The 6317-nt window shown below is 44.4% G+C and carries 4 protein-coding genes; 2 read left to right on the top strand and 2 right to left on the bottom strand.

What is annotated here, in order from left to right:
* Positions 1 to 99: 99 nt before the first annotated feature.
* Both AB4583_RS05765 and znuA read right to left on the bottom strand, forming a co-directional pair.
* On the bottom strand, positions 100 to 3462 hold the full coding sequence (locus AB4583_RS05765; RefSeq protein ID WP_372116796.1) for a helix-turn-helix domain-containing protein: 3363 nt from the start codon (positions 3460 to 3462) through the stop codon (positions 100 to 102).
* A gap of 269 nt (positions 3463 to 3731) precedes the next feature.
* Complete coding sequence (gene znuA / locus AB4583_RS05760; protein WP_017067380.1) at positions 3732 to 4622, bottom strand: zinc ABC transporter substrate-binding protein ZnuA; 891 nt, start codon at positions 4620 to 4622, stop codon at positions 3732 to 3734.
* 83 nt (positions 4623 to 4705) lie between these two features.
* On the opposite strand from znuA, the gene znuC reads away from it, so the two are divergent.
* Together znuC and znuB are read left to right on the top strand one after the other, a co-directional pair.
* Positions 4706 to 5485 carry a zinc ABC transporter ATP-binding protein ZnuC gene (znuC, locus tag AB4583_RS05755; RefSeq protein WP_017061943.1) on the top strand — a complete coding sequence of 260 codons (780 nt, stop codon included), beginning with the start codon at positions 4706 to 4708 and terminating at the stop codon, positions 5483 to 5485.
* Positions 5485 to 6270, top strand: coding sequence for a zinc ABC transporter permease subunit ZnuB (gene znuB, locus AB4583_RS05750; RefSeq protein ID WP_017061944.1), 786 nt, complete (start codon positions 5485 to 5487; stop codon positions 6268 to 6270). The genes znuC and znuB overlap by 1 nt, the downstream gene beginning before the upstream one ends.
* Positions 6271 to 6317 lie beyond the last annotated feature (47 nt).

The raw sequence follows: 6317 nt of genomic DNA, 5'->3' as shown, positions 1-6317 counted from the left end.
TCTCGTATCTCGTATCTCGTAGAAGCATAAGAAAGCCCCAACACGAATGTCGAGGCTAAAGTATCTTTATTTATGTTCTAGCTGAGTATCCGCTGCGTGCTACTCTTCGTTGTTTTCAGCAAACTTAGATGGTGACATGCCAAAGTGGTGCTTAAACCTTTGACTGAAATAGGAAGGGTCATTGAACCCCGAATCAAACGCCACATCAGAGATCTTCTCTCCAGCGAGTAAGCGCTCACACGCATGCTCTAGACGTACTTCATTCAAGTGCTCTTTGAAGGTCTTGTTGTAAGCCGATTTAAAGCGTCTCTGTAAGCTTCTCTCAGACATAAACAAATACTTAGCGGCAGTTGCAGTACTGAACTCGGCATCAGCGTAGTTTTCACTCACAAGCTGCGACACTCTGTTCTTCCACTCTTGTTCCGCTGTCAGTTTTTGTTGCTCTGGTGTTGAGGCGGCAAGCTTAATGGTTTCAATCTGTTCAATTGTGCTGGCTTCAAGATTGTCGAGTACTTGATACTCAATTGGCCACGAAAGCTGAACCTTATTTTGAGACTCCGAAACAAAGGCATTAAGCTCACCACCGCTCTGATTCATCAATAGCGGCAGCTTTTCGATGTTAAGGTCGGTCGACTTTCCGGTATTGTCACCCATGCTTGATGCCAGTTTAGGGAAAGGCATCCCATGATCTCGAATGGTCACAACAAGATGCTCCTTAACCTCTTCAACCAGAACCACCATACTCTGCGACTTAAAGTTTCTCTTGATGATGCTCGCAACCAAGCTATTGAAGATAATATCGAGATTAAAATACAGCAACGAGACATATCGTTGTTTTGTTTCGACTTTAATATCCAGTTCAATACCGGCTTTGGTTAAGTCATCCTGCCAAGCTTTGAGTACCACCTCTAAGATTAAAATTATATCGTAACAAACTTGCCCTTCTCCTTGAGGCGTATTACTCAATTGAGCTAAGCCATTTTTCAAGGTTAGAATCGGCGACTTCCCGAGCTCGTCATTCCAATTCGGGAGCATCGCAGCAATATGATTCACTTCAGAAGAGAGTTCATTGGCAGTGTGAGACACAAGCGTATTCTTCACGGATAGCTGCTTTTTAAGCTGTTGATTAGTGGCGAGTAATATCCGGCTTTGGTGCCTCAATTGGTCTGTCTTCAGTGCAACTTGCGCTTTTAAGTGCCGGTTGGCAAAAGTGACATAACGCGAACGCCAAAAGACTAAGATAGTCACAACGCCAATCAGTAATATCAGAGAGCTTGCTGCAGCCCAATTGGTCAGATACCAAGGCTCCGCAATCGAGAAGCTTTGATTGGTTGACACAAAGCGATAATGGGAGCCTTTAACCGGCTTCACTTCAAGTGTGTAATCCCCTGGAAGAAGATGATCGAGCGTTAACAAGCCCCCTTCAAACTCACTCCAAGGTTCATCGTCGCTCAGTCGGTATTCCATCGCAGGTGCGAACGTTGCTGGTAAGATACCTAGCTTAAACCCCATCGATGAACCATAAGGAATCTCATCCAGCTCTGCCGTTTTCCCGCCAAGTGATACCGTTTGTTGGTCGACACTTATCTTACTCAACAAGGCACGGCTATGAGGTGTAGTTGATACCAGTAACTCGTTAGATAACGCGCTGACTACACCATACTTTGAGCCGAAAACAAGCCTCGAAGGTTGGCTATCTTGACTGTAAAAAAGAGCACACGCTCCTGCCGCCAGTTCATTGGTGATCAAACCAAATGGCGAACCTATGTGTTTATGCAGTTGCCCATCCAATCCGTAATAACTGATGCCTTTCGAAGAGCCTAACCAAACACCATTGTCATCGCTTATCAGGCAGTTGGGGCTAATATTGTCTTCAACAAGAGTGATTTCTTGAATAATAGAGCTGTCATCCGGGATTCGATACACGCCATAACTGCTCGCAAACCACTGCGCTCCATCCTTCGCTTTTTCAATATCGACGACTTTGCCAAACCGTTCGCTGGAACGACTAAAGCTAATTCGTTTATCAATGAACGAGTAGAAGCCATGATCCGTTCCTATATAGATGCGACCTAGCAAGCCTACATTGAGAGCGGTGATCTTCGCAGGCAAGAACTTGTCGACTAACCAGTCAGTGCCATAACTCGTCAGTTTCATGGTTTCGATAGATAACGAATAGAGGTTTTGCCCAGAGGTCATCCAAAGAACGTTATCGGCTTGAAGCGCAAGGTTTTCAACACGCACTCCCTCAATTGGCCTTGGTAAATCAAGGGCTTCGGGTTGTAGTGTTTCCGTATTTAGACTGATGATACCTTGTTCGGTCGCCAACCAAATGGAAGAGCCAAAGATCTCAAAATCATTAACAGGGTTAGAGTAAACACGAATTGGGTTCTCTTCACTTTCAGAATCAACCAAGTAGAGCCCCATTGAAGACGCGACCCAAGATAACTGGTCACTGACAGGCAGTACTTTGTTGATCACCACACTACTCGAATGCATGCCCATTCCAGTTAGGGGTGTTCTCGAGAAGGTTTTGCTGAACAGTGAGAAGTATCGGATACCGTTGTTTGTCGCAACCCACATGCCACCAGCATGATCGTTTATCAACGAATATATTTTCTCACCCGGTAACGAGAAGTCTTGACTAGCGGCTTGTTCGAATCGAGTAATTTGTCCCGTAATAAAGTTGTAGCTAATAAGGCCGTGCTCTGTACCAATCCAATACTGGTCCGAAGTTTCGGCCAACGAGAGAACATGCGACCCTTTAACGATGGTCTCTTTGTCTGGGTTCGCGAGATCAACAATCACAGCACCATTTAAAGTACCGATCACTAACTCACGTCGAGCATTCGAAAAATAAACCGTCTCAATATGGTTTTTGTCTGATGCGGTGACATGGGTAAACTCTTGATTCTCTGAAAGGTAAACGCCAGAACTGGTCGCTAGCACCCACTTTGATAGTACCCACTCAGCGTCGTTAATCGCAATGTCACTGCTGTTATTGTATCGGTACAGTTTAAGTAGAGAGTAGGTGTTGAATTCTAAAGATTGAGTGTTGTAGGTATAGAAATTACTGCCGTCAGTAACCCAAATATAATCGCCTGATGCACCGATATTCGCTATTTCAGCGCCGGGACTTAGGCTAAACGCCAATTCGTTGCCAATTCCAGGGTTATGTCGATAGACCTCATTGTCGAAAAATGTCCAAAACTCATCGTTCAGAAAGGCGACTCTTTCCGAAGAAAATTGCAGTAAGCTTCCCTTGCGAGGGAATAGAGTTCGACCATCGTAAAAGAGTACTTTTCCATGCACATCATGAACCCAGAGCCCACCTCCGGCACCTAAATACAAGTTTTTAGCCGCAAGGAAATTCCCTTGCGCTTGAGCGGGCAAAGGATAGAAAACGGAGGGCGAGGTATTTACCGCTAGAACGCTAAATGAAATGCTCATTAACATGAACATTTTGAAGATAATTCGATACAACTCTTAATCCTGAACAGCAACAACACATGAAATTTTGGGTACCACAACGTCTTATCGTTGCTAAACCAAAAACTGAGTTTTTTTGTGCTTATTATTATCTTTCCATTTTAGCGGAAATTAGAAAAGGAGAAAGGAGGTTTGTTATTTGTTAGGAGGTTTTATCTTAGCGGTCACGAAAATGCCGCAAAAAGCGGCATGATTCATAAATTAACGAGAGCAAAGTAGAGTAAAGAATACTCGTTTATGACTTACTTCTCGTCTAAGCAACTTGTATAGCTATCTGTAAGTTGCTGAAGAAAATCGAAATAGCTTCCACTCTTCACTTCAACTGTTGAACCGATAGGGTCAAGCTGACCTTGTTTTGCGTTACTTCCGCGCGTCACTGATTCAATCACAGCAGGTGTGAATTGAGGCTCAGAAAACACACATTGAACGTTTTCGCGTACTATCGTTTTCTTAATAGCGATCAGGCTTTTTGCACCCGGCTTACGCTCTGGGCTCACCGTAAAGTGACCTAAGTTATTTAGCTCAAACTCTTGCTCAAAGTAACCATACGCGTCATGAAAAACGTAGTAACCTTTGTCTTTCACGGGTGCAAGTTGCTCTCGAATAGACTGTTGCTTCTCTTTCAATGCAATCAGGAATGAATCGAGATTCTCTTGGTACGCCATTGCGTTGTCTGGATCAGATTCAATCAACTTAGCTGAGATGTATTTTGCAGCTACTTCAACTTGCTCGATACCTAACCAAAAATGCGGGTCATGGCTACCGTGGTGGTGCCCTTCATGTGCATCGTGGTCATGCTCTTCGTGTCCGAACTCTCGCAAGTTGATTCCGGGAATATCACTGATCTTGATAACATTTTCTTTTGAACCAATCACCTTAGTCAGAAAGGCTTCTAGGTCAGGGCCGAACCAGATGACCATATCGGCACTATGAACTTTTTTGACATCCGATGGCTTAAGCGCATAATCATGCGGCGAAGCATTGCTGTTCATCAACACATCCGGCTCACTAACGCCTTGCGTTAATTCTGTCACAATCATTTGAATTGGTTTAAAGCTTGTTAGAATAGTATTGGCACTTGCGACACTTGGCGCTAAAAGCAAAGTAGCAAGTATAAAAGATGAACGTGACATAATCCCTCGATAATAGAAAAGTAGCTTAGGCTTGAGGTAAATGTTACATTATAACATTAGCGAATTGCAAATGAGTTCTATTCATGGATAACTTAATCCAACTAGATTCTGTGAGCGTCGAATTTGACGGTCGAAAAGTTCTAGACAACATCTCTCTAAATTTAGAGCGCGGCAGAATCACCACCCTGATTGGGCCAAACGGTGCAGGAAAGTCGACATTAGTAAAAGTGGTACTGGGTTTACAGACCAAATTTTCAGGCACAATAACAAAAGCTAAAAAACTGAAAATTGGCTATGTACCACAAAAATTAAAGCTCAATGATTCCCTACCGCTCAACGTAGAGCGTTTTCTAAAACTCACTGGCAATTTCAGTCAGCAAGAGATCCTTGAAGCATTGAAGCTTGTTGGTGCTGAACATCTGCAGAAGAGTAACATGCACCAGCTATCTGGCGGAGAAAACCAACGTGTGCTCATTGCTCGTTCATTGCTAAGAAGACCAGATCTACTGGTTCTCGATGAACCGGCTCAAGGCGTCGACGTTCAAGGGCAAATAGACCTGTATGACTTGATTGACACCATTCGCCACCGCTTTGGTTGTGCCGTATTTATGGTTTCACACGATCTGCATTTAGTGATGGCAAAAACAGACGATGTTATCTGTTTACACCACCACATCTGTTGCTCAGGCGCACCTGCAGACATCAAACACCATCCTTCGTATATTGCGCTCTTTGGCACCGCGACCCAAGAGACGCTAGCGTTTTATCATCACCAACACGAACATCACCATCATGATCTCGCAGGCCAGCCTGTCGAAGGCGACGTGCATGAATGTTCAAACCATAAACACGGACACCACTAATGCTTGAGTTTCTTCTTCCCTCTATTTTGGCGGGTTTGGGTATTGCACTAATTGCAGGCCCACTAGGTTCATTCGTGGTGTGGCGTAAGATGGCTTACTTTGGTGACACGCTTGCTCACGCTTCTTTGATGGGCTTAGCACTTGGCTTTCTGTTCAACATTAACTTGTATTTCGCGCTGCTGATTTGTTGTTTGATGCTGGCCGTGTTGCTAGTGACTTTACAAAAACAAAAGCTGGTCGCGACCGATACCCTACTCGGTATTTTGGCGCACAGTGCGCTATCACTTGGTTTGGTTGCTGTCAGTTTCTTAGATAACGTTCGTGTTGACCTAATGAGCTACCTATTTGGTGACTTGCTGGCAGTATCTCCAACGGATTTAGTGTTCATCTATGCGGGTGCTGCTGTGATTGGATTAGTACTTGCTATCTTTTGGCGACCACTACTATCAACGACGGTTAACGAAGATCTCGCGGCGGTTGATGGCATCAACATTGATTTAATGCGTCTGATTCTGATGCTATTGGTCGGTATCGTGATTGCTGTCGGTATGAAGTTTGTTGGTGCGTTAATCATGACATCGCTACTGATTATTCCTGCAGCAACGGCAAGGAAGTTCTCGAGCACACCTGAGCAGATGGCCTTCCTTGCATCAATTATTGGCTCTATCGCTGTATTCGGTGGATTAAGCTTGTCTTGGTTCTATGATACGCCTGCTGGCCCGTCTGTGGTTATCAGTGCGGCAGCAATGTTTATGCTATCTCAAATGGTTAGAAGTCGAGCTTAGCACTTAGCAGTACGATCTCGTATCTCGAAAAATCGAGTAGGAGGAGG

This window comes from Vibrio sp. 10N.222.49.C12, from assembly GCF_041475025.1.
Classification (GTDB): Bacteria; Pseudomonadota; Gammaproteobacteria; order Enterobacterales; family Vibrionaceae; genus Vibrio; species Vibrio crassostreae_C.
Note: the sequence above shows the minus strand (reverse complement) of the source record. Positions and strands in the feature narration are given on the sequence as shown.

Bases quoted from the DNA above. Each gene is read 5' to 3' on its own strand.
- znuC (WP_017061943.1), top strand. From the start codon at position 4,706: ATGGATAACTTAATCCAACTAGATTCTGTGAGCGTCGAATTTGACGGT.
- znuB (WP_017061944.1), top strand. From the start codon at position 5,485: ATGCTTGAGTTTCTTCTTCCCTCTATTTTGGCGGGTTTGGGTATTGCA.
- AB4583_RS05765 (WP_372116796.1), bottom strand. From the start codon at position 3,462: ATGTTCATGTTAATGAGCATTTCATTTAGCGTTCTAGCGGTAAATACC.
- znuA (WP_017067380.1), bottom strand. From the start codon at position 4,622: ATGTCACGTTCATCTTTTATACTTGCTACTTTGCTTTTAGCGCCAAGT.